Annotated in this window: 25 protein-coding genes, 2 tRNA genes, 2 pseudogenes and 1 riboswitch; of the genes and pseudogenes, 15 read left to right on the top strand and 14 right to left on the bottom strand. The window is 59.4% G+C overall.

The window, feature by feature from the left end:
- Nucleotides 1-68: 68 nt before the first annotated feature.
- Genes tolA through ybgC form a run of 4 tightly spaced genes read right to left on the bottom strand, consistent with a single transcriptional unit; the run spans nt 69 to nt 2,713 of the window.
- Complete coding sequence (gene tolA, locus KQH55_RS08365) at nt 69-1,046, bottom strand: cell envelope integrity protein TolA (RefSeq protein ID WP_235090583.1); 978 nt, start codon at nt 1,044-1,046, stop codon at nt 69-71.
- Nucleotides 1,043-1,495 (bottom strand): protein TolR, encoded by a 453-nt coding sequence (gene tolR, locus KQH55_RS08360; RefSeq protein WP_076786571.1) that lies wholly within the window; start codon nt 1,493-1,495, stop codon nt 1,043-1,045. The genes tolA and tolR overlap by 4 nt, the downstream gene beginning before the upstream one ends.
- 11 nt (nt 1,496-1,506) lie before the next feature.
- Nucleotides 1,507-2,184 carry a protein TolQ gene (tolQ, locus tag KQH55_RS08355; RefSeq protein ID WP_076786573.1) on the bottom strand — a complete coding sequence of 226 codons (678 nt, stop codon included), beginning with the start codon at nt 2,182-2,184 and terminating at the stop codon, nt 1,507-1,509.
- A gap of 55 nt (nt 2,185-2,239) precedes the next feature.
- Nucleotides 2,240-2,713 (bottom strand): tol-pal system-associated acyl-CoA thioesterase, encoded by a 474-nt coding sequence (gene ybgC / locus KQH55_RS08350; RefSeq protein WP_076795719.1) that lies wholly within the window; start codon nt 2,711-2,713, stop codon nt 2,240-2,242.
- Nucleotides 2,714-2,865: 152 nt separating this feature from the next.
- Nucleotides 2,866-2,964: riboswitch (ZMP/ZTP riboswitch) on the top strand.
- 152 nt (nt 2,965-3,116) lie between these two features.
- Between ybgC and glyA the strand changes: the two genes are divergently transcribed.
- The 7 genes from glyA (at nt 3,117) to KQH55_RS08315 (ending at nt 8,032) form a co-directional block, all read left to right on the top strand.
- The gene (gene glyA / locus KQH55_RS08345; protein ID WP_076786576.1) at nt 3,117-4,364 is read left to right on the top strand and encodes a serine hydroxymethyltransferase; all 1,248 of its coding nucleotides are present in this window, start codon (nt 3,117-3,119) and stop codon (nt 4,362-4,364) included.
- 18 nt (nt 4,365-4,382) lie between these two features.
- Nucleotides 4,383-4,877, top strand: a complete 495-nt coding sequence (gene nrdR, locus KQH55_RS08340; RefSeq protein WP_076786578.1) for a transcriptional regulator NrdR — start codon at nt 4,383-4,385, stop codon at nt 4,875-4,877.
- Nucleotides 4,878-5,114: 237 nt separating this feature from the next.
- Nucleotides 5,115-5,660, top strand: a complete 546-nt coding sequence (locus KQH55_RS08335; protein WP_139337379.1) for a GspH/FimT family pseudopilin — start codon at nt 5,115-5,117, stop codon at nt 5,658-5,660.
- Nucleotides 5,657-6,154 carry a hypothetical protein gene (locus KQH55_RS08330; protein ID WP_076786580.1) on the top strand — a complete coding sequence of 166 codons (498 nt, stop codon included), beginning with the start codon at nt 5,657-5,659 and terminating at the stop codon, nt 6,152-6,154. Before KQH55_RS08335 ends, KQH55_RS08330 begins: the two co-directional genes overlap by 4 nt.
- 71 nt (nt 6,155-6,225) lie before the next feature.
- The gene (locus tag KQH55_RS08325; protein ID WP_235090582.1) at nt 6,226-6,999 is read left to right on the top strand and encodes a PilW family protein; all 774 of its coding nucleotides are present in this window, start codon (nt 6,226-6,228) and stop codon (nt 6,997-6,999) included.
- Nucleotides 7,000-7,001: 2 nt separating this feature from the next.
- Complete coding sequence (locus KQH55_RS08320; RefSeq protein ID WP_170872414.1) at nt 7,002-7,523, top strand: hypothetical protein; 522 nt, start codon at nt 7,002-7,004, stop codon at nt 7,521-7,523.
- Nucleotides 7,439-8,032, top strand: a complete 594-nt coding sequence (locus KQH55_RS08315) for a type IV pilin protein (protein ID WP_306666076.1) — start codon at nt 7,439-7,441, stop codon at nt 8,030-8,032. Before KQH55_RS08320 ends, KQH55_RS08315 begins: the two co-directional genes overlap by 85 nt.
- A 110-nt stretch (nt 8,033-8,142) precedes the next feature.
- Here the strand turns inward: KQH55_RS08315 and KQH55_RS08310 are convergent, their stop codons facing one another.
- Nucleotides 8,143-9,300, bottom strand: a complete 1,158-nt coding sequence (locus tag KQH55_RS08310; RefSeq protein WP_139337378.1) for a hypothetical protein — start codon at nt 9,298-9,300, stop codon at nt 8,143-8,145.
- Nucleotides 9,301-10,265: 965 nt separating this feature from the next.
- Between KQH55_RS08310 and KQH55_RS08305 the strand changes: the two genes are divergently transcribed.
- Nucleotides 10,266-10,625, top strand: coding sequence for a hypothetical protein (locus KQH55_RS08305; protein WP_076795703.1), 360 nt, complete (start codon nt 10,266-10,268; stop codon nt 10,623-10,625).
- On the opposite strand, the gene KQH55_RS08300 is transcribed toward KQH55_RS08305, so the two are convergent.
- The 3 genes from KQH55_RS08300 to KQH55_RS08290 form a co-directional block, all read right to left on the bottom strand.
- Nucleotides 10,622-11,101 carry a DUF3318 domain-containing protein gene (locus KQH55_RS08300; RefSeq protein ID WP_076795700.1) on the bottom strand — a complete coding sequence of 160 codons (480 nt, stop codon included), beginning with the start codon at nt 11,099-11,101 and terminating at the stop codon, nt 10,622-10,624. The genes KQH55_RS08305 and KQH55_RS08300 overlap by 4 nt on opposite strands.
- Nucleotides 11,098-11,490: a phage holin family protein gene (locus KQH55_RS08295; RefSeq protein WP_076787796.1), complete on the bottom strand. Its 393-nt coding sequence runs from the start codon at nt 11,488-11,490 to the stop codon at nt 11,098-11,100. Before KQH55_RS08295 ends, KQH55_RS08300 begins: the two co-directional genes overlap by 4 nt.
- 121 nt (nt 11,491-11,611) lie before the next feature.
- A complete protein-coding gene (locus tag KQH55_RS08290; RefSeq protein WP_076797229.1) occupies nt 11,612-11,914 on the bottom strand; it encodes a YqjD family protein in 303 nt (100 codons plus the stop codon).
- Between the two features lie 1,315 nt (nt 11,915-13,229).
- Here KQH55_RS08290 and KQH55_RS08285 point away from each other — a divergent pair.
- Nucleotides 13,230-13,688, top strand: coding sequence for a copper chaperone PCu(A)C (locus KQH55_RS08285; protein ID WP_235090581.1), 459 nt, complete (start codon nt 13,230-13,232; stop codon nt 13,686-13,688).
- 524 nt (nt 13,689-14,212) lie between these two features.
- On the opposite strand, the pseudogene KQH55_RS08280 reads toward KQH55_RS08285, so the two are convergent.
- Nucleotides 14,213-14,315, bottom strand: a pseudogene (locus KQH55_RS08280) (transposase); the annotation flags it as partial.
- Between the two features lie 233 nt (nt 14,316-14,548).
- On the opposite strand from KQH55_RS08280, the gene KQH55_RS08275 reads away from it, so the two are divergent.
- On the top strand, nt 14,549-16,858 hold the full coding sequence (locus KQH55_RS08275; RefSeq protein WP_076795691.1) for a molybdopterin oxidoreductase family protein: 2,310 nt from the start codon (nt 14,549-14,551) through the stop codon (nt 16,856-16,858).
- Nucleotides 16,859-16,927: 69 nt separating this feature from the next.
- Here KQH55_RS08275 and KQH55_RS08270 read toward each other — a convergent pair.
- A tRNA-Pro gene (locus KQH55_RS08270) sits at nt 16,928-17,004 on the bottom strand.
- Nucleotides 17,005-17,747: 743 nt separating this feature from the next.
- On the opposite strand from KQH55_RS08270, the gene KQH55_RS08260 reads away from it, so the two are divergent.
- Complete coding sequence (locus tag KQH55_RS08260) at nt 17,748-18,566, top strand: GNAT family N-acetyltransferase (protein ID WP_076795686.1); 819 nt, start codon at nt 17,748-17,750, stop codon at nt 18,564-18,566.
- A 382-nt stretch (nt 18,567-18,948) separates the two neighbouring features.
- On the opposite strand, the gene KQH55_RS08255 is transcribed toward KQH55_RS08260, so the two are convergent.
- The 3 genes from KQH55_RS08255 to KQH55_RS08245 all read right to left on the bottom strand — a co-directional run bounded on the left by KQH55_RS08255 (nt 18,949) and on the right by KQH55_RS08245 (nt 21,210).
- Entirely contained in the window at nt 18,949-19,647 is a 699-nt protein-coding gene (locus KQH55_RS08255) for a peptidoglycan DD-metalloendopeptidase family protein (protein WP_076797228.1), read from the bottom strand.
- Nucleotides 19,648-19,758: 111 nt separating this feature from the next.
- Complete coding sequence (locus KQH55_RS08250; protein ID WP_076795684.1) at nt 19,759-20,667, bottom strand: aldose epimerase; 909 nt, start codon at nt 20,665-20,667, stop codon at nt 19,759-19,761.
- 321 nt (nt 20,668-20,988) lie between these two features.
- Nucleotides 20,989-21,210, bottom strand: a complete 222-nt coding sequence (locus tag KQH55_RS08245; RefSeq protein ID WP_076786607.1) for a hypothetical protein — start codon at nt 21,208-21,210, stop codon at nt 20,989-20,991.
- Between the two features lie 367 nt (nt 21,211-21,577).
- On the opposite strand from KQH55_RS08245, the gene KQH55_RS08240 reads away from it, so the two are divergent.
- The 3 genes from KQH55_RS08240 to KQH55_RS08230 all read left to right on the top strand — a co-directional run bounded on the left by KQH55_RS08240 (nt 21,578) and on the right by KQH55_RS08230 (nt 22,985).
- A complete protein-coding gene (locus tag KQH55_RS08240) occupies nt 21,578-22,411 on the top strand; it encodes an undecaprenyl-diphosphate phosphatase (RefSeq protein ID WP_076797227.1) in 834 nt (277 codons plus the stop codon).
- Between the two features lie 178 nt (nt 22,412-22,589).
- Nucleotides 22,590-22,666, top strand: a tRNA-Arg gene (locus tag KQH55_RS08235).
- Nucleotides 22,667-22,706: 40 nt separating this feature from the next.
- A complete protein-coding gene (locus tag KQH55_RS08230) occupies nt 22,707-22,985 on the top strand; it encodes an integrase core domain-containing protein (RefSeq protein ID WP_235090580.1) in 279 nt (92 codons plus the stop codon).
- Here the strand turns inward: KQH55_RS08230 and KQH55_RS08225 are convergent.
- Nucleotides 22,914-23,124, bottom strand: a pseudogene (locus KQH55_RS08225) (MFS transporter); the annotation flags it as partial. The gene KQH55_RS08230 and the pseudogene KQH55_RS08225 overlap by 72 nt on opposite strands.
- A gap of 136 nt (nt 23,125-23,260) precedes the next feature.
- On the opposite strand from KQH55_RS08225, the gene KQH55_RS08220 reads away from it, so the two are divergent.
- Nucleotides 23,261-24,385 (top strand): hypothetical protein, encoded by a 1,125-nt coding sequence (locus KQH55_RS08220; protein WP_076795679.1) that lies wholly within the window; start codon nt 23,261-23,263, stop codon nt 24,383-24,385.
- The last annotated feature ends 72 nt before the right edge of the window (nt 24,386-24,457 follow it).

Genomic DNA, 24,457 nt, shown 5'->3' with positions numbered 1-24,457 from the left:
TCCCTTAGCGCAATCGCACCGCGGTGCTTTACGAGCGTGCATGGAGATGTGCCTCGGTCAACGACTAATCATCTGCCGGCAGGCCGCATCCGAATATTGAAGCTTGCCGGTGCCTTGCCATGGGTATCCAGCGGCATCGGATCGGAGCGTTGGACCGCACGCAGCGCCGCGTCGTCCCACTGCACGTTACCACTGCTGCGTGCGATGCGCGCGTCGAGCAGCGCACCGTCGGGTGCGCAGCGTACGGCAATCAGCGTGTCTAGCCCTTCAGTGGGCCCGGACCAGATGACATTGGGCCGCACACGGCGCTGCACCTTGTCCGCATAGCCAGCTGACGTTGCGGTTCCGCCGCTTCCCGTGCCTGTGCCGCTCTTGGCCAGTCCGTTACCCCCGGGCGCATCACCGGCCAGGCCCTGCAACTGCGCCAGCCGTGCCCGGCGCGCTTGGTTGAGCTTCTGGCGCGCGGCCTGCTCGGCCGCCTGCTTGGCCTTGGCCGCTTGTTGCTCCTGCTGTTTTTTCGCCTGGGCAAGCTTTTCCTGCTGCTCCTTTTCCTGCTGCGCCTTCAACGCTTCTTGCTTTTTCAGCGCCTCTTGCCGTTGCTGCGCCGCGAGCTGCTGCTCGCGCAATTTTTCTGCTTCTTGCTGCTTCAGTTTCTCGGCCGCTGCTTTTTGCGCGGCGAGTTGCTGGCGGCGCGCCTCGGCTTGCCTGTGCACGCGCTCCTGTTCGGCCACTTGCGCCTGGCGCTCCGCCTCTTGTTGCTTGCGCCGCTTCTCCTGTTGCAACGCGATGTCCGCCTCCTCGCGCTGTGCTGGCGGTGGCGCGAGCTGCGCTGGCGTCGGCGCAGGGGCAGGGGGGGGCGAGGCCGGCGTGCTCGGCACCTGCGTCCAGATTTCTGCTTCAGCGCCGGCAGGGGGGCTGTTTTGCCATTTCATCCCGTGGTACAGAAAGAGTGCGAGCAGCACGTGCATCAACGCGGCGAGCGCGAGTGCGCGCAGCGTGCCACGTTCCCGCGGCGGGTCAAACGGATATCCTGTTTTCGGCTTCATTTCGGCTTGACGAGCAGCCCGACGCGTTTCACGCCGTTTGCTTTCAGCTGCGACATGACGTTCATCACGATCTCGTACTTGACCGCTTTGTCCGCGCCGATCACGACCGGCTGGTCGGGGTGGGCCTGCGCCCGGTCGGCGACAAAGTGGTCCAGGTCTGCCAGCGTCATCGGCAATTCCTGCGTGGTGCCCGACGCGTCGTTCTTGTATTTAACACTCATGGCGCCGTCAGGCTTGATATTGACGATAACGGGTGGCGTCTGTTCCTGCGGAGCAGCATTGCCGACCGTGGGCAAGTTGATGATCGACGGCGCGACAAGCGGAGCGGTCACCATGAAAATGACGAGTAGCACGAGCATCACGTCGATGTACGGAACGACGTTGATGTCGGACATCGCGCGGCGCGAACGGCCACCGCGCAGACTGGAGCGGATCGGAGTGCCGGCCATCGGGTTCCCCGTCAGTGAGCCTGCCGTTGCAGGATGTTCGAAAATTCTTCGATGAAGGTCTCGAAGCGGATCGACAGGCGGTCGATGTCGTGTGCGTAGCGATTATAGGCGACCACCGCCGGGATGGCCGCAAACAGGCCGATGGCGGTGGCGACCAACGCCTCCGCGATGCCAGGGGCGACGCTAGCCAGCGTCGCCTGCTGCACGTTCGCAAGCCCGCGAAACGCGTTCATAATGCCCCAGACAGTGCCGAACAGGCCGATGTACGGGCTCACCGAGCCGACCGACGCAAGAAACGCTAGGTTGGCCTCGAGCGCGTCCATTTCGCGCTGGAACGCGGCGCGCATCGCGCGACGCGCACCATCCAGAATCGCACCGGGTTCGGCGACGCGTTTTTCCTTGGCTTTCAGGAACTCACGCATGCCTGACTCGAAGATCCGCTCGAGGGCGCCAATCGTATGACGATTGGTCGCCGCGCTCTGGTATAGCGTCTGTAGGTCGCCACCCGACCAGAAATCGCGCTCGAACCATTCAGTCTGCGCGCGGGCGCGACGGATCGAGAACCATTTGCGGAAGATGAAAGTCCAGGACATCAGCGACAGCAACAGCAGCAGTGCCATGACGGCTTGCGCCAGCAGGCTTGCGTTCAATACGAGCGAAATGATCGAAAGGTCTTGTGCGTTATTCATGGTGATTCACTGGGTGGAGCGGATCGGCTCACGTTCTGTGCAGTGTCAACGTATGTCAGCGTGCGAGCGTTGACAGCTGCGCATCGCGCGGGCCGCTCAGCAGCGCTTGGCGTACGGTGTCAGGCAATGGCACGGGCCGGATTGTCGTGCGTTGGACGCAGGCCACGCGGATCGTGCCGGTGGATAGCACTTTGCCGTCGCAACTTGCCTGTTGGTAAAAATCAACCGAGGCGGGGCCGAGCCGCTCGATACGACTCTCGATAATTAGCACGTCGTCCAGGCGCGCCGGGGCCCGGTAGTCGACGGCAGTGCTGCGCACGACGAACATGACCTGCTGGGTGTCGGCCAGCTGCCGCTGGTCGATGCCGCCTGCACGCAGCCACTCGGTGCGGGCCCGTTCGAAGAACTTGAGGTAATTGGCGTAGAAGACAATGCCGCCGGCGTCGGTGTCTTCAAAATATACGCGTACCGGCCATATAAAGCCGGGCCGGGCTGCCGGTTCAGGCGAGATCCTATTCATCCGCGGGATTCTACCGGAACGCGTGTGACAGTCCCGAACGATGAACGGTGTCGCGCTGCGTATAAGCAGCCGCGACGTCGCAATGACGGAAAAAAATGAACGGGCGTTTTTAATGCCACGCTCAGTTGCCTATTCAGCCCCCTTCCAATACACTAACGCGCCTAACCCTGCGTAACTGGCGATAGCGACTTTTAAGTCGGAGGTGGAGCAACCACCGTGAAGCGCGGGGTGCATTCTTGCCGTTCGCCTGGGCAGCCGTGATCCGGTCGCAGTCGTTGCGTCACCCGGGCTGTCCTGTCCTTGCGTCATCGGAAGTCTCCTTCCGCTAAGCCGTTCCAGGACCGTATTCCTGCCGTGGGCGCGACAGTGCACCGATTCGGTCAACCGTTTGAACATTGAAGGGAACTGACGCATGTTTGACAAAGCCGAGCAAACCATTGCGAACGTCGATCCGCAAGTCTGGCAGGCGATTCAGAACGAGAACCGCCGGCAAGAAGACCATATCGAGTTGATCGCGTCGGAAAACTATACGAGCCCGGCGGTGATGGCGGCCCAAGGCTCCCAACTGACCAACAAGTACGCCGAAGGGTATCCCGGCAAGCGGTACTACGGCGGCTGCGAATATGTCGATGTGGTCGAGCAGTTGGCGATCGAGCGGGTCAAGCAGCTGTTTGGCGCGGAGGCGGCGAATGTACAACCCAATTCGGGTTCGCAGGCCAATCAGGGGGTGTTCTTCGCGGTCCTCAAGCCGGGCGATACGATCATGGGCATGAGCCTCGCGCATGGCGGCCACCTGACGCACGGCTCGCCGGTCAACCTGTCCGGCAAGTGGTTCAATGTCGTCAGCTACGGGCTGAACGAGAACGAGGACATCGACTACGATGCAGCCGAGCAGCTCGCGCAGCAGCACAAGCCGAAGCTGCTGGTCGCGGGCGCGTCGGCGTTCTCGCTGCGCATCGACTTCGAGCGCCTGGCACGGATCGCGAAGTCGGTCGGTGCCTATTTCATGGTGGACATGGCGCACTATGCGGGGTTGATTGCCGCCGGCGTCTATCCGAACCCTGTGCCGCATGCCGACTTCGTGACGACAACCACGCACAAGAGCTTGCGTGGTCCGCGTGGCGGCGTGATTCTGATGAAGGCCGAGCACGAAAAGGCGGTCAATTCAGCGATTTTTCCGGGCATTCAGGGCGGTCCGTTGATGCACGTGATCGCGGCGAAGGCCGTCGCGTTCAAGGAAGCGCTGGCGCCGGAGTTCAAGTCCTACCAGCAGCAGGTCGTGGACAACGCGCGCGCGCTCGCCGAAACGCTGGTCAGGCGCGGCTTGCGGATCGTATCCGGCCGCACCGAGAGCCATGTGATGTTGGTCGATCTGCGTGCGAAACAGATCACGGGCAAGGCTGCGGAGGCCGCGTTGGGCGCCGCGCACATCACCGTGAACAAGAATGCGATCCCGAATGATCCGGAAAAGCCGTTCGTGACTAGCGGCATCCGGCTCGGCTCGCCGGCGATGACCACGCGTGGTTTCGGTCCCGAGCAGGCCGAGCAGGTCGGCAACCTGATTGCCGATGTGCTGGACAATCCAGAAGATGCGGCAACCATTGAGCGGGTGCGTGGCCAAGTCGCCGAACTCACGCGCCGGTTCCCGGTGTACAAGTAAGCTGCGGGACGAATCGCCATGCGCTGCCCGTTTTGCCGGCACGACGACACCCAGGTGGTGGATTCGCGCGTGTCGGAGGACGGCGCAGCGATCCGCCGCCGCCGCCGCTGCCCGGCTTGCGACAAGCGCTTCACGACATACGAGCGGGTCGAACTCGCGCTGCCAACGGTCGTCAAGAAGGATGGCACGCGAGTCGAATTCGACCGCCGCAAGATTCTGTCCAGTATGCAACTTGCGTTGCGCAAGCGGCCCGTGGCCGCCGAGGCGATCGACGAGGCGGTGGCGCGTGTCGAGTACCAGTTACTGGCATCCGGCGAGCGCGAGGTGCGCAGCGAACGGCTCGGCGAACTGGTGATGGACGAGTTGCGCAAGCTCGACAAGATCGCCTATGTACGTTTCGCATCGGTGTACAAGCGTTTTGAGGACGTGTCCGAGTTCAAGAATCTAATCGATGAGTTCGGTCGATCCGCAGCCGGCACGTCCGGCTCCGCGTCGCGCAAGCGGCAGTCATAGGCGCCTCTGACGGCGTCATCGCGTTTCCCATCCTATATCGCTGTTCCACCATTAAGCCGCATGGCGTGTAGTTCGACGTGCTGCGGCTAAAGATCCGCGACGCGAAGCGGGCGCAAGCGCCTGGCCCGGCGCCGCTGGCCATTCGGTCAATTGTTGCGCGCCGCGCGCCGTCCTACAGTGTTCGTCAATGGCAACGCATCGAGCGTTGTGTGTCACGGGCATCCAGGAGGCGTGACGGTGGAACGATATCGAGCCGCGCGGCGGCGCGGATTCATGCTGGCCGAGATCTGTACAGTCATGGCAATTTCATTGGCGTTGGCAGCATGGGTGATTCCGTCGCTCCACGAATGGCATTCGCGAGAGCAGATTCGGGCGACGGCGCGTGCACTGGCGCGCACGTTGTCGTTGGCCCGTAGCGAGGCCGTGGCGCGTCAGGCACCGGTGACGGTCTGCCGCTCGGATGGCGCGGGTCAGTGCATCTTACCTGGCCGACCGTGCGCCACGGGCGCGCTGGACTGGTCCTGCGGCTGGCTGGTGCAGACCCGGCAGCCTGGCGTCGGCGCGTGGCCGATCCTGCTACACACACAACCGGCTGTGAGCGATGTGACGATCACCGGCAGTACGACGGAAATGAGATTTTTGCCGCCCGCCGGCTTATCCGCTGGCAGCTTTCGCGGCTTTGCGGTGCGCGCAGCGCGCGCGTCACCGCGTATTGCGGCGTTGCATGTTCGTCTTGCGGCCGGTGGCCGTGCGTTGATCCATGCTGATGCGTATCGCAGATGAGTTTCGCGCGTGGCTTGTCGAGCCGGCTGCGCACGATCGGTGTGGTCCCGCCCACGGTCCGGGCGCCATGGCGCGCGTTACGTGTGTCGCGGCCGGGCGTAGCGGGGGCCACGATGATCGAAGCCGCGATAGCCACTGCATTGGCCGCGGTGGCCATCGTTGGCGCGGGCGCGGCGTGGCAGGCGATGGTGCGTTCGGATCAAGCTTTGTCGAATCGTATGCGAGCGGCGTTAATCGCGGACGCCGCGCTCGAGTTGATGCGCGCCGGACACCCGCAATCCGTGGCGCTCGCGCACGCGAGTCGGGATGCGTCACGCCAACTGCTCGACGGTACCGTGACGGTGGAACGCGATCCGGACGGGGCCGACCTGCTGATACTCGAATGGTCGGAACCGGCCGCCGGCGCGTCGCAGCGGGCAGCGGCGTGCCGCGGGACGATCGTGCCGCCCGACGGATATGTGCGCCGCTGCCTATCGCTGGGCTTCCTCGCATGATCAGCGTGCCACGCAGGCGTGCTGGGGGGCATACGCTGGTGGAATGGCTCCTTTCATCGACCATTGGTTTGATGCTCACGCTCTTGCTGGCCGGGTCGTATGGCACGCTTAGCGGGACGGCCGGTCGGGTTGACGAAACCCGCCGGGCCGTAGCCGCCGCTCAACAGGCGCTGGAGATCATTGCGGCGCATGCAAGACTTGCCGGAATGCCGCAGGCTTTCCCACAGACATCGCGCGCCTCAACGGCCCCAACGTCGACGCGGGCGGCTGAAGCCCCCGATTCGCTCGCTGCGGATGAGACGACGCGAGACCCGCCGATCTTCGGTTGTGAGCGCGGCATACCCGAACGCGAGCAAGCTGGGCGATGCCGCGCGGTCATGCACGACTCGGATGGCGTGGTTTTTCGGTATGCGGCCGACCCGGTGGCGACCTGGCCATCGAAAGACAACTGGCCCACCGATTGCCTGGGCCAGAACGTGACAGGCGACACGATTGCGGTGCGTTTCTACGTTCAGGAGCGTACACTCGACCAACCGGAGCTTTATTGCCGGGGCAATGGCCACGACATGACGGCACAGCCGTTGGTCGATGGCATCGAGCAGCTGCGTTTGTCCTATTGGCTCGCCGGCGCCCACGCCGCGGTTCGCGCGTCGTCGTTATCCGAGCCGGACTGGCGTCGTATCGTAGCCATCGATGTCTGCATCGTGTCGCGCGGACCGGTGGCGACGCGTCCGACGACCTACCTTGATTGCGACGGCAAACGGGTGATGCCGGCCGATCGACGGATCCGTACCGCCTGGATGCGCCGCGTGGCGATTCGCAACACCGTTGCGGGCGGCGCGTGATGATGCGCGCGTTGCTCAGGCAGCGTGGCAGCGCGCTGCCGCTCGTGTTGATATTCGCTGTCGCGTTGACCGCGCTGCTCGAATCATCATTGGACGCGGTGCGCTCAACGGCGCGCATGGAGCGTGGACTCATCGCGCATATCGAAGCATTTCATGCGGCGGATTCGGCGCTGCGATGGTGCGAACGTTACGTGACGCATGCGTTCGACATCGGTGCACCGGTTCATGGTGTCACACCGAGCCCACAGGCCATGCCCGCATGGCATCAGCGTGCGCTATTCAACGGGGAAGCCGGTAGCGCGATACAGCCGGTGCGTCGCTGGCGTGCCGGCGGGCGGGCGCCGCAGTGCCTGATCGAGGGGGTGAATGTCTCAGAGTCTGGCGCGACCGCTTATCTGCTGACCGCGCGCGGCTTCGCGGTCGAGGAGGAGAGCGAGATATGGTTGCAGGCGATCATGTGGGTTGGCGACACGCAGCGGACGGTGCGTACCGGATGGCGGTTCGTGGCCCGCAGGCCGTTTTGAGCGCGGTACGGTGCCGGGGCATGACGCTGGTCGAACTGGCAATGGCATTGGCGCTCGTTGCTATCCTCGCAACCTATGCGTTGCCAACGTATCGTGAGCAAATGCGCCGCAGTATGCGGGTAGCCGCCGTCAGCGCCGTTTATCGCGCTGCTCACTATGTCGAGATCCAACTCGTACAGCGGACGCAGGCGCTCGGTGGAACTGGCATCGTCACGGATCCCATTGTACTTCCGGCAGAGTTCGGGCGCGTACCGCCGGGTGCGCGCGCCGCCTATGCGCTACGGGTTACCGGTGCGACGCGGGCCAATGGCGGGTACTCCGTGGTGGCTGAGCCGCTGCACGACGGCCCGATGGCCGACGATCACCTGTGCGGTGCGTTCAAGCTCGACGCCACGGGACAGCGAAGCAATTCCGGCGCAGCTGGGGCTGCGGGCGGATCCGCTAGTCCGTCGGACCCGGCGCGTATCCTCCCGCGATGGCACGAGCAGACGTATTGCTGGACTCGATGATGCGCGCGCCGCGCCGGCGCGTGCCGTCGAACCATCACGTGCACCCGGCGGCAGCCGTAGTGCACGCGTGTTCGCATCCTTTCTTAATGCGCACCATAATTGCATTTAAATCACGTGCGATCGATTGCTAGCGGAGCGCGCAGCGCGACAGATTCAATGTCTTGCGCGCTCGCTGCTGGGGACGGTTCTGCTGTATTCTCGTCATTTTCTGTCTCAACTTCTTCCTCATCAAGTGCCACGCCTTTTTCCATCGAGGCAGAGTCTTGCCGTAAAAACAGATCTTTGCTAGAGCTTTCTTTGGCCGTTGGTGCCCAATTTTTATCCATCCATTTTTCCACACACTGCGTCAGGTTCATCTGTGGATTCTGGCGCCCCTTTGACGCTAATTGCATCGCATGAAAAGGATTAATTGGGGTAGATTTAGCCGCTGCAGTCAACGAAGTAGAGGGTGCTGGTGCCGTATCATTGGGCGCCTTATTGGTCGCCTTCTCGCGCAGCACTTCCCCAATCACCTTTTTTGCCGCGCTGCCACTTGTCTTACCCGATGCTTTGCGCGCCTTTTCGGAAAGATCCGCACCCGCTGCGGCCGGTCCACCTACTTTAAGAACAATAGAGGCAGCTTTGGCGGCGGGATGGGGAACCATGCCGAGGGCCGTTGCCACAGCGGTTGTCGCCGTTAAACCGGCTGCGGCTGCAGCCGCATCATGCGTAGCACGACCTTTAATCGCTTCTGCGACTTGCTCGATACCTTCTGGTGTTGTGGTGACGCTTGCGAGTGCCGCACTGGCGGCGCCCCGCGCTGTCTTGTACGCGCCTTGAGCCGTATCTGCTATCACAGCGCCAGTAATTTGAGTCGCCTCTTGCGGTGTAATCGAGGCATTTCCGCGCGTAATATTGACGGCGCCTTGCACCGTCCTAGCATCATCGGCTAGATCCTGGAATGCTGTTTGCGCATTCTGCACTGACTGAGAGGGTTGCGTGATCAACGTCCGACATTTGTCCACCAAACCCACACGCTTATCATATTGATGAGTAATACCTTCGACGATAGGATTTGCTCCTTCTGCTGGCGCGATGCGTCGGCTTATATCACCAAGGCGTTGGTTACCGGTTTGCAAGATAGAATTAGGGACTTTCGGTGAATTTGTCGTTTGAACTGTCTCTGTTTCGTTAGCATTGTTGTCCCTTTTGGATAGACGGTCGATGAGCACGCCTCCCACGAAACCGCCGCCATATTTAGCTGCTTGAGTTGCTATTGTCCTCAGCATTCTACCTCCTATTTAAAAGCTGCATATAGGTTAAGCATGCCGGCCTAAAGCCCGCCCAAATAAATTGCCAATTCTGTTGCGCGGCCTGGTTAATTCATGGCCATCGCCAGCGGATACCGCTTTAGCCGCGTGGTGCGCCATTGCGGCAAATCTCCATCTAGATCGCTACGCAACTCGTTTGCAGCATTAACAGCGCGCCGTGGCACCGTGGCCTATCGTCGCTCGTCGACCAACTCCATAACGCCGACCCTACGCTGGCGTCTGGCTGCCAATCTTCGGCTAACATCGCATCATGTGATGCAATTGTTACGCTGGCAAGTTTCTATACAAGCGTCACATTACTATAGAACAGGGAGCGGCGTTCATCCAAGGTTTTATTGGTCGCTTCAGGCGCCAACATGGAAGCAGCACAGGCAAAGGTTGTGCTCCACCACGTTTGCGAGCGTGCGCTGCAATAGGTGATCAAGGCACGATGAAGTAAAAAACCTGAAGTTGCCAAGATTCGGGGCGTTTGGATTGACCTCCCCCGTACCGGCGCAGGCCGCATGAGAAGTTAATTCTTCGGATCAGTTTAGTTAAGTTATACAAAGCCTTGCTCCGATAAAGTCATTATTACGTAGAATGGCTCAATGCGCTCTTAGACGACGATTTTTGTGGCATTCGTAGCTCAAAGGTTGAATTTTTAGAGCGGTTTCTATTGCATTTTTTTGTGCATTGTCAAGTATGAATTGAATTAAATAGCATGGCATAACGTAGTAAATAATAACCAGGCCGTGCCGTCATTTGTTTCGCTAAGCGCGCGGCCAGACTGAATCAGGATGGTCGAGTGAGACGACACCAATAGTCTGCACGCCAGCGCGTAGCCGTGCTTAGCGCGTGGCGTGTGGGGCGTCCCTTTTGGGGTTGTGCGAGGCGTGCGGCATCAGCGCGTGACGCTGCATTGATGGAAGCACACCTATACTGGCATGTCGGCCGACGCGATTAAGCAACGGGATGTGCTTGAGATGACGGTGGCGCAAAAGCATGCGCTGGTGCGCTGGACACGCACGCAACGCCTAAGCGACATCACCCACGCGACGCGGGTCAATGGCGGTTACTCCGTGGTGGCCGAGCTGCTGCACGACGGCCCGATGGCCGACGATCACCTGTACGCTACATTCAGGCTCGATGCTACGGGAGAGCGGAGCAATTCCGGCGCCCGGGGTCGCGGGCGGACCCGCCAGTCCGCTGGACCCGATGAGGTGCATACTGCGCCGGCGCAAGGTGTCGCTACGACGTTCCAGTGCATCAACGAGCGGCAGTCGCGCGTGGTGCGAACACCCTAAGTGCTCCTGTGGGCGTCGCGCGGGCGTGTGGCCGGGCTGATGTCCTTCGCTACGGCGGCCGCCGTGCGGCGTTGCGGACGTACCGCCTTCCATAGCTTGTAGCCCTGCCACGCGGCGGCACCCAACACGGTCCATTTCAGCAACGGTTTGGCGTTGCGTACTACCACGCGACGCACAGGGCCGGCGAACGCGGCCGACGCGATCGAACCGAGAACCGGATGCTGGTTCAGCAATGCACCGATGACTGGGAGCCGGTGCAATGAGCGGAACCGACTAATGCCGGGCATTAGCCACCTGATCCAACTGAGCTTTGCGGCGCCTTGGCGCAGTTCCTGACCGGCTCCAGCGATGTCTAGCCGGTCGAGATCGGCGCGCGCCAGCAATAGCTCCTTGCGGATCGCCCGCACCTTGGGGTCACCCGACCCGCGCACAGAAGCCGGCTGGGCGAGACGGCCGTTAGAATGGCGATTGTTCATGGCGATGGCTTACGGAAAATAGCGCGGTCCTTGTCGAATTCGGCCAGCGTTTCCTCGAAGATCAAAGGCGCGCGACGCACACCCGAACGCGCCTTCTGTACGCAGGCGAAGGCCGCGATAACGTACAGCACGGTCAGTATAGCTAACGCCTGCCATCGATACGTTTCCCAGAACGCCGCGGCGATTAGGACGGTCAGCGTGATTAGCCCCATTGTCGCGAACATCATGGCTGCGAGCCCAGCGAACAATACGCCGAGCAGCCGCTCCTTTTCTTCCGCGAGTTCGATACCGATCAACTCTAGGCGCGTTTGAAGCAGGGAAAAAACCGATCCGATTAGGCGTCGCAGCGGGCCATGAATCGGCGGTGGCGGTTGAGTGTCGTTGCTCATCAGCAGATCGCGCAGGGCGCGGCAGGCGGAACGTTCAATCAGCCACCGCGTCGCGCGCACGCGAGACGCGGTAACACCCAGTGCTGGCAGGTACAACGCGAACGCGTCGTCGCACCAGGCACTACTTACGGTTGATCAGCAGCCCGATCAATACACCGACACCGGCGGCGATGCCGATCGACGTCCATGGATGGTCGTGGACATAATCATCCGTGGCACGAGCCGCCTTCTTGCCTTTTTCAACGACCACAACTTGGACATCGGCTGCTTTTTCCTTTGCTTGCTTCAGACGCGCAAGCGCTTTTTCGCGCAATTCGGTCGCACGTTCGCCGGTCGTGCTCGCTGCTTGCTTGAGCAGGTCTTCGGCGTCCGACAGGACGGTTTTGATATCCGACATTAAATTCTCCTTGTTAACTTCCGTCATGACTGCTCCCGCGACAAACTTGTCATCACCCGTATCGTAACGGAACTGTGCAGCCATGGCGAGCGTACTGGTCGCCCTTGTCAGGAAGGGAAGGACCTGCCCACCATACTAAGCCGTCCGGCCTATGTCAATGTCGGACAAAAGATTAATTTCTGCCGCATTGCATAGCGCGCACGACCACCTGAATCCGTCGAATTACGGCGCACATCGGACGCTGGACGGGACAAAAGCAAATGTCAATGTCAAACGTATCGTCGTGCCGTTAAAACACTCGCGTGGCCGCACTTTAGAGGGAAGCAGGATTCGGACCCGCCAGTGTCGGTAACGAATCAAGCGGGGTTTTCGACTGCCGCCTGTGCCGCAGGCGCTTCCTTGCGCACACTAACTTCAACTGCGAAGCGCTCGACATCGAGATTGATTCGTTGCCGTCGGAGCGGGTGAGGCGTGCGCTGCGGCAGATCATCTACTAAGCACGGCGGTCCGGAAGCGATTCGGCGTGACAACGGGCCCGGCTACCTAAGGGCACCGGAGCATGCGGTACGAATGGCTGTCGCCGTACCACTGGAAAGACCTAGACCGAGTACAGCGTTTCGCGACCGACTGGAGGTGGACGGACCATCACGACCACCCGAACATGGCCCTGGGTGGCACCAGTACAGCAGTTGGCTATGGTTGCTTAGTTTTTGCTTCTGCACCTCGGGGAAGACGGGAGATTACCCCATCATTAACATCGGCGATAGTCGAACGCAGAACTTTGGCATCTTCAAAGTCAGTCAATGCGCAGATTGCCACTGGAAAGACGCCGCTTGCTTCGTTCGGGTTGATCTGATTGGCAAGCGCTACATACATTATGACGAATTACAACGTGCGCATCGAATCTTACTGGGTTGAGAACGGCTGAAAATTCAGTAGACAGCGATCGAGCTCGGATGCCGTTGAAAGGGACGATGTAAGTGCGGGTTGTGCAGAAGGGGGAATAAAGTTCAGGCTGCGGCTGATGATCGAAAGAAATATGCGGATCGCGTTAAAGTGCACCCATCTGAGTCGAAGACTGTAACACGAGTGCCCTTTATAGTGGCTCGTCGCTACTTGATCAAGCTGGAAGTGTTGGCTAAGAACCACACCATCGAATTGTCTGTTTGTACAACCTAATTTCGATGGATATGCTGTTATGCGCTGTCTGGTCGTTTTAGTGCTTGCATGTTGCAACATATCAAGGAGGTACACGGAATAGATTAAAGATCAAATTTAATCGATAGAATGGAGTTTTCGATCTAAGCGGGACTTTTAGTTAGCCATCTAAAGAGGAAAAATCATGAGACTGCTTGCTCTGCTGCTAACTGGTGTATTGACTTGGCTTTCCCCTATCTCAGCAATTGCTAAAACCCCCGTATCGACTGACATCACATCGGTGGAAAAATCAGTATGGGTGCGCTGGTTACCCAACGCACTGCCTGCTGCTGGTTATATCACATTGAAAAACAGTTCCGATCAGCCACTTGATGTCACCAAAATTAAGAGTCCAGACTACCAAACAATTACAATCTATCAAACGGTAGTGGACGCGGAATCTAGTAAAATGGTTAAATTGGATAAATTTACAATACCGGCAAAAGGACAATTTGAACTCGTTCCTGGTAAATATCATTTAATGTTTGAAAAACCCACTCATTTAATTACACCTGGGGACAGTGCTAGGGTTATTTTCTTTCTTTCAGATGGTAAAGTTTTTAAAGTAAAGATGCCAGTACGTACGTCGCCGGAACTTAATTAAAAAGGGTGTGTACATATTTGCACAATCAGTCATGAATGATGCAATATGTTTCTATAAGGAGGCGCACACTTAAAGGTATTGTGCGCCTCCCGCAAGTCTGCTGGCCCAGTACCAGGGCGCGCAAGGCGGCGTGTCAATGACACGCTCGAATGCGGTGTCCCACTCACTCACCGGCAAGTCGATGCCTCCTTTGCGAAATGACGGCCCTGCTTTTTAGACGGGTGGGCTAAATCCCGAAACCTTGTTAAGACGACGGGCATATTCCCCTGGCGGATCTTATATTAGTCATAGGGCGCACCATGAAGGCCGACCGGTGGGGACAGAAGACTTCGATGACACGTCACCGTCTTGTTGTCGATATCATCGACGCAGGCCAGCACGATCCGCGCTCGCAATGTCACCGCCTACGCCACATCTTGCGGCGCATCGTCAGCGCCGTGAGTGGCTTGTGCTCCGCTTCGCACAACACGAGTTCCGCCTTTGGTCTTTCACTCATCGCCGCTTCTTCGTGTCCCTGGCATACGCCGGCGCGCTCCCGACACCTCCATGTTGCCGAACTTCGCGCCCCACGTGTAGAGCGATTCGTCACTGAACCTGTGCTTTCTTGCACAGCGCTTTGACCGGCATACCGGCCTCGGCTGTCTTCAGCAACCTGACGAGGTGCCTTTCGTAAGGCGCTTTTTCATGTTTGTCTTCCTCTTTGAAAACGGACTTTACTTGACCTCGACCAGCCCTGTTCGCCGAGGGCAGAGCGCTCCGGCGGGATTGAGGCAGAGGCAACGATTTTGGTACTGACCGCGCTGTCGCGCTGCGTGGGAATGTTGTTTGCGTTTCTCAGAGAACGTGCTTCGGGAGGGATCATGGAACCGCGTCAGGATCAAAATCTTAAGTGCCCCGGTAATCCCGATCGGTGGGTCCATTCCGCCTGCATACTTTGTTCTAACGGCTGCGGTCTAGAAATCGCTGTCAAGGACGAGCGCATCGTAGGCGTTCGCGGGAGGCTAGACCATCCGGTGAATTTCGGACATCTTGGCCCTAAAGGTGAGAATGCCTGGGTGGCGAATGAAAGTCCCCGACGTGGACGTCAACCGATGATCCGGCGCGTCAAAGGGGCGCCTCTGGAACCGGTGGGTTGGGGCGAAGCTTTGGACTTCTTTGTGCAAAAGTTTCAGGACGCATGGAAACAGGGCCACGGTAACCTTGCCTGCTACAACTCCGGACAACTGACTCTCGAGGAATTCTATACCCTGGGCAAGCTTTGGCGAGGCGGCCTGCAGTCGTCGAACATCGATGGCAACACGCGGCTGTGCACAGCGACTTCGGCCACCGGGCTGATGGCTAATTTCGGCTCTGATGGTCCCGTTGCATCCTATGTCGACATCGACGATGCAGAACTTTTATGCCTCTATGGGCACAATGTTGCCGAGGCACAAACGGTGCTGTGGGAGCGGATGCTAGCGGCAAAACAACGCAACCAGGGCCGTATTATTGTAGTGGACCCGCGCAAGAATCCGACCGTACGCCAGGGAGCAGACCTGCATTTGCAAATCCGAATTGGCACTAACGTGGCGCTGATGAACGGGCTAATTCATCTGCTGATTCGGAACGCCGCGGTCGATCTCGATTTCGTGCGCGAGCACACGGTCGGTTTCGAGCTGATGCAGTCGGTCGTGGCCGACTATCCGCCGGAACGCGTGGCCGACATCTGCGGTATCGAGATTGCCGCGCTCGAGACGGCGGCGCAATGGATAGGTAGTACCGATCGCATGGTTTCTACCGTGCTGCAGGGGTTTTATCAGGCTGTGGAGGCGACCGCGTCCTCTTCATTGGTCAATAGCGTGCATCTGCTGCGCGGCGCCATCGGCAAGCGCGGCGCGGGCCCCTTGTTAATGGCGGGACAACCCTCGGCCATGTCGAATCGGGAAGCTGGGGCGGACGGCTCCTACCCTGGCTATCGCAATCCCCACAACCTTACCCATATGCGGGAGTTGGCCGAACTCTGGAATATCGACCCCGCTACGTTCCAACCTGAGGTACCGAAAGACATCATCACGATGCTCGAAACCGCCGAGCGTGGGGAAATCGAATTCCTGTGGGTGATCGGCACCAACCCGGTTGTCAGTTTGCCCGACCAGAACCGTACGCGGCGCATTCTGGAGCAGTTGTTCGTGGTCGTGCAAGACCCCTTTGTCGACGCTGAAACGGTTGCTTTGGCCGACATTTATTTTCCGGTGGCCATGTGGGGCGAAAAGACCGGATGCGTGACAAATGCTGACCGCACCGTCAATCTGCTATGCAAGGCCGTCGAACCGCCGGGACAGGCACGCACCGACCTCGAGATTTTTGTCGAGGTCGCGCGCCGCCTTGGGTTCAAGGACCGGGACGGTGAACCGCTAATCCGCTACCGGGAACCACCAGAGGCGTTTGACGAGTGGCGACGCGTGTCAAAGGGTCGGCCGTGTGACTATTCAGGCATGACCTACGAGCTGCTGCTGAAAAAGGGGGGCGTACGCTGGCCCTGCAACGAGCAACACCCGGAGGGCAGTGAGCGACTATACGAAGATCTGCATTTCTGGACTGGGATCGACGAATGCGAAAGCTACGGCGCCGATTTCCTGACTGGCAACAAACACACACGCGAGGAATACGAGGCCATCGATCCCAAAGGCCGCGCCTTTCTGCGGCCAGCACAGTGGCGCCGGCCGCCCAATCCGCCAAGCGAGGCATACCCCTTCGTCCTATCGACCGGGCGTGTCGTCTACCATTTCCACACGCGAACCAAGACAGGACGCTCGGAAGCGCTGCATCGGCGTGTGCCAAATGCCTATGTTGAAATCCATCCCGACGACGCGCAACGGCTGGGTGTTCGTCTTGGAGACTGGGTGGAGGTATCGTCGATGCGCGGGCGATGGGAAGGGCCGGCGATGGTCGTCGACACGGTGCGGCCCGGGGAGTTGTTTATCCCTTTCCATTTCGGTAAAGGCCATCAGGCGGCCAATCAGCACACTACTTATGCTCGCGATCCTGTCAGTCAACAGCCGCAGTTCAAGTCGTCCCCAGTTCAGTTGAAGCGGCTAAGCTTTGCAGAACCGGAGCCTTGGCTGGTCGAGCGTCAGAATGACTTGCAGGGTAGGGATGTGAAGCCGTATGCTGCTAGAGATAGCGTATAAGCCGTCCGCGACCAATACGCGGCCAGCCACTTTTGTTGTAAATTTTGTTCTATCAGTGCTTGATTCTATTGGTCGGAGCGATAGGATTCGAACCTACGACCCTCTGATCCCAAATCAGATGCGCTACCAGGCTGCGCTACGCTCCGCCGAATTGATGATTATAGTCGAATGGTTGATGCGGCGTCAATTTTTTGAGTGCCCCGTGTCGATATACGGTGTACTGCACCCACACCTGCACCCGTACCCACGCACGTAGCGGATGCGTTAGTACGCCGGACATGCGCGCGTCGCCGCCGCCGTGCATCCTGTCGAACTGCACTCGGAGCCGCCTTCGCGGCTGAATTCGGTGCAACAGTCGATTCTGTACACGGACCATAGCAGCGACAATGGACTTAATTCTCTGGCGTCACGCCGATGCCGAAAACCTTTCTGAACGCGAAACTGGCCGGGCGCCCAGTGACTTGGGCGCGCCGATTGACCGTCCGCGGACGCAAGCAAGCCGAGTAAATCGCCAAGTGGGCTGGTTTCCTGGCTACCCGGCGAGGCTGCCGTGCTCAGCAGCCCAGCCAATCGAACGGTGCAAACGGCACAGTCATTGACCGACCGTTTTCGCATACTACGCGAACTCGCGCCCGGTGTGGACGTTGCCGCACTGCTGATATCCGGTAAGGAAGCGAACTGGCGCATCAAAAAAGCTGGACCTGGTGATTGGCCAACCGCCGCCGTGACGAACAAGCGCAGGCCGTGCTGCATGCCGTCGTGAATCCGGACCTTGTGTGATTCGTGCCGATTGCGTATGTTGTCACCAAATCATCCTGTTTGCCATCCACACGTCACCGCTGGTTCTACATTGCACGCAACCTTTCTGTAATTTTGACAGGACACGCCAATGCGAGAGTTGCCGAATCCTACCTTGCCGCTTGCGTCCATTCCCCTCGATTCACGCAGGAGTCTTCCTCAGTCGCAAGAAACGGTTGCTGGACAACATCATCTCGGCGTGGCCTGGGCACGGACGGAAGAAGAGCTTCGCGAGGCACAACGGCTGCGTTACCGCGTCTTCGCAGAAGAAATGGGAGCGCAACTCAAAGGCTCCAAAGGCCAGGACGTCGACGAATTCGACGCGTACTGCGACCACCTATTGGTGCGCGACCTGGGCACGCTGCAGGTCGTCGGAACCTATCGTGTGCTGCCACCCTATCAGGCGGCACGCATTGGCAAGTTGTATGCAGAAAGTGAATTCGACATTTCGCGCCTCACGCATCTGCGCGCCAAGATGGTCGAAGTCGGGCGCTCGTGCGTGCACTCGGACTATCGTAGCGGTTCAGTCATCATGTCGCTATGGGCGGGACTGGCTGAATACATGCTGCAAAACGGCTATGAGACGATGCTTGGCTGTGCGAGCGTCCCGATGGTGGACGGCGGGCATTACGCGGCCAACTTGTTCATGTCGCTGTGCAAGGCATCGATGACCGCGCCGGAATATCGGGCCTTCCCCCATACCCCGCTACCGACGGACGAACTCGCCACTGGTTCTACGGTATTCCCGCCGCCGCTGATCAAAGGTTATTTACGCCTGGGCGCGAGGATCTGCGGCGCACCCGCATGGGATCCGGATTTCAACGTCGCGGATTTCCTCACGCTGTTTCGTTTCGCCGATATCAACAAGCGCTACGGGCGCCACTTCCTGGGCGAAATTAAACAGAGCTAATTCGCGGGATTAAGGCGGGACCGTGGTGGCAAGCATGATGGCCGACGTTCGGGAGACGGCAACATCCCGAACTGACAGTACCGTCGTGTCTGCTTGTTTATAGCGGACAATTTACCAGGACTATTGGCTAGGTGGCGCTTGATGTCTGCACGGTTTTGACTGAGTGCGTATGATTGACGTCAACAGGTTGTCGATACCGGGGGAAACATGCTGTTTGCATTTTGTCTCGTTGCGCCCGTTGCGGTCGGCGTATTGATCGCCTTTGCGATGCGGGTGGATCCGAAGACCGGGCATCTGCGTTGAGCCCAACGTTGGATGCTTGATGCCGCATGCAGCACGGCCTGCCAGTCAGCGCCGTACGACGCGGCGCCTGCGCTTGCCGCTATTGCGGTGGCAAATAGCGGGCCGGGTCGATCGACTTGCCATCGTATCGCAGCTCGAAGTGTAGTGCGGCCCGGTTGCTGTCGCTGTCACCCATTTCGGCAATGGTCTGTCCTTGCGTGACGTTCTGGCCTTCCTTGACTAGCAGTGCGCGGTTGTGTGCATAAGCGGTCAGGAAATTGGCATTGTGCTTGACGATCAGCAAGTTGCCGTAACCGCGCAGACCATTGCCGGCATAGACGACGGTTCCGGTCGCGGCGGCGACCACGGGCGTGCCGGGCGCATTCGCGATGTCAACGCCTTTGGAATCTACGCCGTTGAAACGGCGTACCACGTCGCCTCGGGCGGGCCAGATCAAGTTGATTGTCGTAGCGGGTGTCAACGAAGGCTTGACCTTAGCCGCAGCAGTGGTGTTCGGCGCGGCCGCCACGCCGCGTGATGGTGCTGGACGAGTCGGCGGCGCGACGCGCAGGACCTGGCCGACTGCGATCACGTTCGGATTAGGTAGATTATTCCACCGCGCGATCGCAGCGACGCTTTGGCCGTGACGTTGGGCGATCCGCGAAAGCGTGTCACCCCGTACGACGCGATAAAAGCCAGAACCGACCGGGGCGGAACCGCACGCGGACAGCAACAATGCAATACCGCAGCATACCGTCACATACTGCACCGAACCGAGGGCGCGCACGCGTTTGAACATCGCGCTGCAACCATCGGCAAAACCACTTTTTATTTTCTGCATCGAAACTCGCGGCGCCCGCAAGGCGTTGGCCGGGCCATGCGGGCGGAGCATAAAACGATTCATTTTACGTCATTCGTCAAGCGCTATGTGGATTCGCACCACCGCGCTTTCATTTGCCCCGGGCGCAAGCCAGCGCAACCCAAGTCCGTTGTGAATGGCATCTGGCAAACCGAGCCAGGGTTCGATGCAATAAAAATCGGAATCGGGTTTTTCGGTCCACGTTGTGACGGCATACCACGGGATCGAGCCGGGGCGCTCGAGCGCTAGCGTGATCGTGCGGCCCAGTGACGGCGTGTGCAGCTTGACCTGCGCTCCACTTGACAGCGGGTCCAGCGCATGGAAACGGTCAACGATACGCGTGTCGTCGAGACGATACGCGTGTGCCGCGTCAGCCGCCTGGGCAATTGCACCATCATCGCGTTGGTACAGCATCTGCGTCGGCGGCAACGTGAGCCGGGATTCGCCCCGCAGCGTGTGAGGCAGCGAGAAATAGAAGTGATGGCCTGCATAGTACGGCAGCGGCGTGTCGCCGATGTTTGTCGTCGTGAGGGTCGCGTCAAGGGTGTGGCCGTCGACGAGATGATAGATCGCATCGAACCGAAAGCTGAATGGATAGCCGGTGTGGGTGGCATCGCTGTCCGTCAGCGTCATATCGATGCGGGCGTTAGCCACGTCGATTGTCGACTCGAACGGCAGATATCGGGCGAATCCGTGCATCGGCAATGCCCGTACAACGCCGGCGCTATCGCGCCATCGACCGATCGTGCCCTCGACGCGATGCCGGCCGAGGAAGGGGAACAGCAGCGGATTGCCGCCGCGCACTCGGGCGGGCTCGTTCCAATTCGCGTTGTCCGGCCATCCAATGACGTCGTGGTGACCCACGCGCCAGCGCAACAGACGACCGCCTGATTGCGGCGCGACCAGCAAGCTGGCGCACTCGCGTTTGAGTTCAATGACATCCTGGTTCTGGAAATGCATCTTGTGATCGAAATAGAAAAGTGGGGCGCCCTCCTGCCGACGGGCGAGTTTTCCATGACATCGGTGTGCCGCCGGATGTCGGCTATGCGGGTTCTCTCGGGTTGCTCGGCGGCAAATCGCTGTCAATAATGACTCAGACAATACCGTATCGGAGAGGAGACGACCATGGACTTGGCAACGGCGATGGGATGTGCGCTTTTTGGCATGTTTACCGGCGGCACGCTCCTCTTTTTCTATAAGCTGGCCAAATAACTGGTCTGCTGCCTTTGTGTTGCCACTGTCGCGGTCCGTGCCGCGGCAAGTTGGGCTCGGCCGGCATTGTTAAAGCCGGCCGGGGCCTTTTCCGAGCGGCTTTTGCGCGCGCGCCAATACGCGAACAGCCACGCTCAGTAGCAAGACCGCGACGATGGCGACCGTCAGCGCGCCATTGCGCTGTGATGCGTTCGCGTGTTCCTGAGCCGCCTGCTGGCTCGCGAACACCGACGCCAGTTGGCCCCAATCCTGTGCCGACACGCTAGCCAATGGCAGTAGCGCTATCGTCATAGCACTGTCTGAAATCACATCGCGCCACTACAGCACAGGCGTGTTGTGCGAGGTCGGTGGCCAGGGTGTGCGACCTGCCGAACGGACAAGCCTATGCCGTCATGCCAAAAAAGAGCCCGCGCGCCGGCCAGCGTGCTAGGCGGCTCCGGCTGTGGCGCCCCCTGTCGACGTCAAATCCATTGCGCGGCACCGTGGCCGTATGCGTGCATGGTGGCGCTCGCCATTCCCGGCGCGCGTTCGACCAGGCTGTCGGACACTTGCCATCGGCAGCCCGAAAACTTGGCTGGATGCCCCCGGGCGGGCTTCACCTCGCCCGTTCATTGCGCGATCCGCGCTGATGCTGTCATTACATGGAGGACTTTCTTTCGTGAGCCTTGTGTTTCTGATCTTTCTGAGTGTTTTGCAGGGTGTGACTGAGTTGTTCCCGGTCAGCAGCCTCGGGCATACGCTGCTTGTGCCGGCACTGTTCGACATGCACATCGACAAGCATGCGCCGCAGCTGTTGCCCTTTTTGGTAGCGCTGCATTTGGGCACTGCCTTTGCGCTGCTGTGGTATTTTCGCAGGCGGTGGATCGCGATCATCCAAGGCTTGCTCGGCTCGCTGGGCGGCCGCCGTACCGAGGACGGACATTTGGCCTGGGCGTTGCTGATCGGCACAATTCCGGCAAGCGTCGTCGGTGTTCTGCTGGAAAAGCGGATCGAACAGGTCTTTCACGACTTGCGTATCGTGGCATTGGCGCTGGTGATCAACGGTATTTTGCTGTGGATCGGCGACCGGTTGCAGCGCGCGCGCGCGGCGCGTGCACCCGAGGATCTAACGTTCAAGCAGGCCGCGCTGGTTGGCATCGCGCAGATCGGTGCGCTGATTCCGGGTTTTTCGCGCAGCGGCTTGACAATGATCGCCGGTGTGGGTGCTGGCATGCCCGCGGAAAAGTCGGCGGAGTTCGCGTTCCTGCTCGGTACGCCGATTATTTTTGGAGCGGGCCTGCTCGAGGTGCCTAAACTGTTTCACGCGCCGGCGCAACTGGCGGACGCAATGCTAGGCGGCGTGCTGACCGGCATCGCCGCGTATCTGAGCGTGCGTTTTCTGATGCGTTATTTTGAAGGCCGCGGGCGGTTGGCTTCATTTGGACTCTATTGCATGATCGCCGGCTTGGCGTGTCTTGCCTGGTTCTTCTTCAATCCCCAGTCGGTGGCGTAAGCGTTACGCTGTCGCGTATTGTGAGCCGGCAAGCGGAGCCGGCTCCGTTGTTCAGTTATAATGGAACGCCTGTTTGTCGATCGCTCAGTTGGATTAGCACATCGGTCTTCTAAGCCGATGGTCGAGTCCCGATGGAGCCGCGAACGGGCGATGCGCAGTACAATCATGAACCCCTTGACCGCCCTTAGCTCAGTTGGATAGAGCAACGGCCTTCTAAGCCGTAGGCCGCAGGTTCGAATCCTGCAGGGCGGGCCAATAAAATCCAATATTTAAACGGCAGCGACAGTTCAGCCTATTGCGCTGTGGGACGCGACGTGGCCCGCGGAATAACGGAAAACGTGAACGACTACTCGATGAAGCGCTGAACGGATCCCGCTACGGTACGTCCGTGGCGCTGCTGTCTGCCACGGCTGCACGCAATCTCGCCATTGCCTTCGAGCGCTATAACGAAAAGCATCCGCATAGCGCGTTGAAATATCGCTCGCTACACGAGTTCCAACGCACGCCAATCCTCGTTGTCGAGCGCTTCTTCGCCGATCGTGGTGCGTACGCCGAGGATGACCGGCAGCGATAAGAATAGCCCAGGTGTCGCAGTGCTCTGGATCCATACGGTCTATGCGCTGCGCTTGTTAGCTGGGGCGTGCTCTGCAACGTAGGTGGTCGCACCCGCTGTACTCGCCGCACAACGCTAGGCCTTTCGTGACGCGCATCGCCCAAGGCAATCGTTGTTGCTGAAGTTGCCATTACAATCGACGCCAGTAGGTTAACACTTGCACGGCGAAGTACCCTGCTTAACAGGCACCGCCCATTTTGCTGTGGCGGAGTATCGTTATTTTAATTTTCTTACTAATGAAGTTTATAAAGATGCCTATTTCGCGCGCAGCGCTGGCATGCACGCTCGTGTTATCCGCATGCGGTGGCGACGATTCCGTTATACGCAATTCTTCCACCAAAACATATGAGCAGGTCGACCATGAGCCTGGGCATGTCCATCTGCTCATGCGCGGTCCCCACCATACGGCACTGAAATTGCCACAGCGGCTGGGCGGTGAGGGGCTGACCGCTGGGGACGAGGGCCACCTGAGACAAGATCCAATAGACGTGGTAAAAGACCACGCTTATTGGAAGGCCATTTATGGCACGACCTTTTATGGGCTGAGAGCGCTTTGGATAAGTGGGGTGCTGTCGGATATGCTGCAAGGTGCTTTCGATGAGCCGCCGCAACGCGCAAGCGCATCTTCACCGCCGCCGTCGGATGGCGTCTCCAAATGGGAGGCTTGCCCATACGGCGGCTCGATGCACCTAACTCGCAGGGAAGCGGCCGGGCCGGAACGCGCGGTAACGATACATGCGGCTTACGTGCAGTGCCGAGTAAGCGATTTCACATTGGGTACCGAAGTCGAGTTGACCGGCGAAGCATCGATTTCCGTGAAGGAGAAGGCTACGCTCCAGAGCGCTGTCGCCACCATGGGAGGAAACGGTGGCGCACTGTGCGTAAGTGACATGCATACGTCGATGGCCATCCACGGTGGTGTCTCAATCAGGCAGACTAACAGCTTAAACAGCGTTCCCCCGATTCGCTTTCTTAATACGCAGCCCGGCTTTAACATTTCGCAGACGTCGTCAGATGGCAATAAAAGCACAATCGGTTTGCAAGACGTCAGCGTGACGCGTCGAGCACTCGGCAGCGACGGGTCGGAACAGCTATGGCTGAAGGGCGCGTTGACGTTGCAACGCGACGTGTCGGTAGCTGCTGGCCTCATGCCGGAAAAACTGGACATTCATGTGGATACTCCTCTAAACCCCCTCTTGATATCGGCACGTGGGATAGATGCCGGTTCATTGATCGCGATAACAAAACAGGACAATAAAGCAACTTTGGCCGACTGGACCGACTCAAGCGATCTCGTCATCCATGCGGACACGCCCATTAATACCTCGCTTCGCGAGCTATTGAACCTGTTTCATAATTAAGCAAAAACGGACCGAAGTGGCGTGGGTAGGCAATGGCGTGCCGCTGGTCTGATGGCACGGTGGGGTTGCTGT

Origin of the sequence: Mycetohabitans sp. B3, assembly GCF_021498065.1 — a bacterium.
Lineage (GTDB): Bacteria > Pseudomonadota > Gammaproteobacteria > Burkholderiales > Burkholderiaceae > Mycetohabitans.
Note: the sequence above shows the minus strand (reverse complement) of the source record. Positions and strands in the feature narration are given on the sequence as shown.

What these genes read in the sequence shown, in the direction of transcription:
- tolA (WP_235090583.1), bottom strand. Translation starts at nt 1,046, where the DNA reads ATGAAGCCGAAAACAGGATATCCGTTTGACCCGCCGCGGGAACGTGGC.
- tolR (WP_076786571.1), bottom strand. Translation starts at nt 1,495, where the DNA reads ATGGCCGGCACTCCGATCCGCTCCAGTCTGCGCGGTGGCCGTTCGCGC.
- tolQ (WP_076786573.1), bottom strand. Translation starts at nt 2,184, where the DNA reads ATGAATAACGCACAAGACCTTTCGATCATTTCGCTCGTATTGAACGCA.
- glyA (WP_076786576.1), top strand. Translation starts at nt 3,117, where the DNA reads ATGTTTGACAAAGCCGAGCAAACCATTGCGAACGTCGATCCGCAAGTC.
- nrdR (WP_076786578.1), top strand. Translation starts at nt 4,383, where the DNA reads ATGCGCTGCCCGTTTTGCCGGCACGACGACACCCAGGTGGTGGATTCG.
- KQH55_RS08330 (WP_076786580.1), top strand. Translation starts at nt 5,657, where the DNA reads ATGAGTTTCGCGCGTGGCTTGTCGAGCCGGCTGCGCACGATCGGTGTG.
- KQH55_RS08325 (WP_235090582.1), top strand. Translation starts at nt 6,226, where the DNA reads ATGCTCACGCTCTTGCTGGCCGGGTCGTATGGCACGCTTAGCGGGACG.
- KQH55_RS08320 (WP_170872414.1), top strand. Translation starts at nt 7,002, where the DNA reads ATGCGCGCGTTGCTCAGGCAGCGTGGCAGCGCGCTGCCGCTCGTGTTG.
- KQH55_RS08315 (WP_306666076.1), top strand. Translation starts at nt 7,439, where the DNA reads ATGGTTGCAGGCGATCATGTGGGTTGGCGACACGCAGCGGACGGTGCG.
- KQH55_RS08310 (WP_139337378.1), bottom strand. Translation starts at nt 9,300, where the DNA reads ATGCTGAGGACAATAGCAACTCAAGCAGCTAAATATGGCGGCGGTTTC.
- KQH55_RS08305 (WP_076795703.1), top strand. Translation starts at nt 10,266, where the DNA reads ATGTCGGCCGACGCGATTAAGCAACGGGATGTGCTTGAGATGACGGTG.
- KQH55_RS08300 (WP_076795700.1), bottom strand. Translation starts at nt 11,101, where the DNA reads ATGAACAATCGCCATTCTAACGGCCGTCTCGCCCAGCCGGCTTCTGTG.
- KQH55_RS08295 (WP_076787796.1), bottom strand. Translation starts at nt 11,490, where the DNA reads ATGAGCAACGACACTCAACCGCCACCGCCGATTCATGGCCCGCTGCGA.
- KQH55_RS08290 (WP_076797229.1), bottom strand. Translation starts at nt 11,914, where the DNA reads ATGACGGAAGTTAACAAGGAGAATTTAATGTCGGATATCAAAACCGTC.
- KQH55_RS08285 (WP_235090581.1), top strand. Translation starts at nt 13,230, where the DNA reads ATGAGACTGCTTGCTCTGCTGCTAACTGGTGTATTGACTTGGCTTTCC.
- KQH55_RS08275 (WP_076795691.1), top strand. Translation starts at nt 14,549, where the DNA reads ATGGAACCGCGTCAGGATCAAAATCTTAAGTGCCCCGGTAATCCCGAT.
- KQH55_RS08260 (WP_076795686.1), top strand. Translation starts at nt 17,748, where the DNA reads ATGCGAGAGTTGCCGAATCCTACCTTGCCGCTTGCGTCCATTCCCCTC.
- KQH55_RS08255 (WP_076797228.1), bottom strand. Translation starts at nt 19,647, where the DNA reads ATGTTCAAACGCGTGCGCGCCCTCGGTTCGGTGCAGTATGTGACGGTA.
- KQH55_RS08250 (WP_076795684.1), bottom strand. Translation starts at nt 20,667, where the DNA reads ATGCATTTCCAGAACCAGGATGTCATTGAACTCAAACGCGAGTGCGCC.
- KQH55_RS08245 (WP_076786607.1), bottom strand. Translation starts at nt 21,210, where the DNA reads ATGACGATAGCGCTACTGCCATTGGCTAGCGTGTCGGCACAGGATTGG.
- KQH55_RS08220 (WP_076795679.1), top strand. Translation starts at nt 23,261, where the DNA reads ATGAAGTTTATAAAGATGCCTATTTCGCGCGCAGCGCTGGCATGCACG.